At 70.4% G+C, this 2,527-nt stretch carries 4 protein-coding genes; 2 read left to right on the top strand and 2 right to left on the bottom strand.

Annotated elements, in window-relative coordinates; all coding sequences use genetic code 11:
- A partial coding sequence (locus C5F48_RS25440; protein ID WP_219907835.1) for a hypothetical protein occupies window positions 1–180 on the top strand: 180 nt, incomplete at its 5' end.
- Between the two features lie 15 nt (window positions 181–195).
- Here the strand turns inward: C5F48_RS25440 and C5F48_RS23070 are convergent.
- Window positions 196–963, bottom strand: a complete 768-nt coding sequence (locus C5F48_RS23070; protein ID WP_107666037.1) for a P-loop NTPase family protein — start codon at window positions 961–963, stop codon at window positions 196–198.
- 153 nt (window positions 964–1,116) lie between these two features.
- On the opposite strand from C5F48_RS23070, the gene C5F48_RS23065 reads away from it, so the two are divergent.
- A complete protein-coding gene (locus C5F48_RS23065) occupies window positions 1,117–2,256 on the top strand; it encodes a BamA/TamA family outer membrane protein (protein ID WP_170139704.1) in 1,140 nt (379 codons plus the stop codon).
- A gap of 3 nt (window positions 2,257–2,259) precedes the next feature.
- Here C5F48_RS23065 and C5F48_RS25435 read toward each other — a convergent pair whose 3' ends face one another.
- Window positions 2,260–2,427, bottom strand: coding sequence for a hypothetical protein (locus tag C5F48_RS25435; protein WP_170139705.1), 168 nt, complete (start codon window positions 2,425–2,427; stop codon window positions 2,260–2,262).
- Window positions 2,428–2,527 lie beyond the last annotated feature (100 nt).

The raw sequence follows: 2,527 nt of genomic DNA, 5'->3' as shown, positions 1-2,527 counted from the left end.
GTGACGCCGGGCGACGTGCTGCCGCTGGCGGTCGAGCTGACCGGCAGCCATGTCGCCGGCCGGGTGCTGACCATCGACGCCTATATCGACCCGAATTCCAACAGCTTCTCGGTCATCGCCGAGATCGACAACGCCACCGGCGCGATCCCCGCCGGGGTCAGCTGCAGCCTGATGCGCTGAGGCCGGAAAACCGTTTCAGCCGAGCCGGTCGAGGAAGTGGGTCATCGCCCGCGCCCCGGTCTCGACATAGAAGGTGAGGAACGCCCCCTTGCGCCCATCCTCGCCGCCGGCGATGTGCAGCGGCGCGCCTTCCTCCAGCGCCGCCAGCAGTTCCGGCACTCCTGCACGGTCGGCCACCGGCGCCAGCGCCGCCGCCAGATCCCCAGCCGGGATCTCGGCCCGGCGCAGCGTGGCGAGCCAGGACGCACGGCCCGGACCCTCGGTGCGGGTCCAGATGCAGCGGTCGGGCGTCAGCGGCTCCAGCAGCCGCGCCACCGCCTCCGGCGCGCAGCCGAAGCCGGTCAGCGCCGCCTCCAGCACCGGGCGATACTCCGCCTCGGGGGCCATCGGCAGGCAATGATAGACGTCGTTGCGCCCCGTCCCGTCGGGAAACTGCTTGAAGCCGAGATAGAGCGGCGCCGGCGCCAGATCCCCGGCCAGCACCCGCTGCACCATCCGCTCCCAATACTGCAGGTAAAGCCGGACCGACCCGCCCTGCGCCAGGGTCAGCCCCAGCGCATCGGCCCCGGGCAGCGCGGCGCGGAAGCCGGCGATGGTCGCTTCCGACATCCCCAACCCCTCGGCGGCGGCCAGCAGCGCGGTCAGCGCAGGCCGGGTCGGCGGCAGGAAGAACAGCGCCCGCTCCTCGACCCCCGCGGCGCTGAAGGACCAGGAACGGTCGAACCCCTCCGCCAGCGGCAGAAGCGCATCGAGCCGGGCGCGGATCTCGGGCTTTTCAAGCATTCTGAGCCTTTCCGGCAGTGGGTGCTGCGGCAGTGATGCCGCATTCGCCATACATTTTCAATTTCTTGCTCAATTCCCGGCAAATCCGGTTATTCTCCCTGTGAGCGAGCGGGGTCCATATGGACTCCCGCCTGAGGGGGACGGAGCATGGCGGTGAAGAGACTCTGTGCGGTGGCTGTGCTGGCCGCGGTGGCGGCGGGCGCGGGCACGGCGCAGGATCTGATGTCGGGCGACGAGATGCCGGAAGCCGCGGAGGCGATGCCCGGGCTCGACCTGCAGGACCCGGAGACCGGCCTCATCGGCAAGATCAACGCCTGGCTGTTCTATTCCAGCGAGGACGGCGTCATCGGCGGGGCCAGCGGCACCTTCAACCTGCCCTCCGGCGAGGGCCGCTGGATGCAGCTGGGCGGCGAGGTGGCCGAAAAGCGCCAGTCGCTGACCGGGATCTTCCACCAGGACCTCGCCTTCGGCACCCCCGCATCGCTCGACCTGACGCTGCGCGGCAGCCATGACGAACGCCGCGACGCGCTGCCCTTCGAGACCACCACCGGCGGGCTGGAGGCGCGGCTCACCTGGCCGATCGGCGAGGCGGCGACGCTCGGGACCTATCTCGGCTTCTCCACCAACCGGATCCACAACCCCGAGGACGACCTCTCGCCGCTGCTCGCGCCCGATGTGCGGCGCAGCGAGCGCACCGCAATCGGCGCGGATTACCAGCGCACGCTGGATCTGGGCGGCGGCGCCCTGTCGCGGCTGCGCTTCGGGCTGGGGGGCGAGCTCGCCTCGATTTCCAGCGGCGAAAGCCAGATCCGCGCCCAGGCCTCTGTCCTCGCCGGCGGCAGCCTCGCCGACGGCAGGATGAGCTGGCGCGGCGACCTGCGCATGGGCCTCCTGGAGACCTCGGGCGGCGACTCCTCGATCGGCGACCGCTTCATCCTCGGCCCGGCCACGCTGCGCGGCTTCTCCTACGGCGGTTTCGGCCCGCGCGACGGCGACCAGACGCTCGGCGGCACCCGCTATGCCGCGGCGCGCTTCGACGTGAAATTCCCGCAGACCTTCGGCGAAAGCGCCTTGATGCCCGGGCTGCATGCCGATCTCGGCTCGCTCTGGGGGCTCGACAACACCGGCGGCGGCGCCGTGGACGATGACGCACATCTGCGCGCCTCGTTCGGCGTCACGCTCTCGGCGCGGTTCGGGGCAGGGTCGCTCGATCTCAGCCTGTCCGACGCGGTGGTGAAGCGCGATGGCGACGACGCCCAGCCCTTGCAGCTGAGCTTCCAGAGCCGGTTCTGACCGTCAGCGCTGCTCCGGCTCGGACGGCTTCGGCTTGTCCCAGGAAAAGGTGGTCGGCCGCCCCCGATAGGCGAGTTCCGAGGTGAACCAGCCATAGAGGCAGACGAGAAGCATGCCGCCGAAGATGGCGAAAATGGCGACCGGTTCGACGAGGGCGTAGATCACATCCATTCGGGACTCCTGAGCCGGCGGCAGATGCCGCATCACGCAAGACATAGCCCGGCCACAGGAAAGTCCAGCGCGTCGCCGCGCTGGACCTGACCCGCCTCAG

The organism is Cereibacter changlensis JA139 (assembly GCF_003034985.1).
GTDB lineage: Bacteria > Pseudomonadota > Alphaproteobacteria > Rhodobacterales > Rhodobacteraceae > Cereibacter > Cereibacter changlensis.
This window is presented reverse-complemented; position numbering and strand designations above follow the sequence as displayed.

Coding starts and splice junctions, on each gene's coding strand:
- C5F48_RS23070 (WP_107666037.1), bottom strand. CDS start 963: ATGCTTGAAAAGCCCGAGATCCGCGCCCGGCTCGATGCGCTTCTGCCG.
- C5F48_RS25435 (WP_170139705.1), bottom strand. CDS start 2,427: ATGGATGTGATCTACGCCCTCGTCGAACCGGTCGCCATTTTCGCCATC.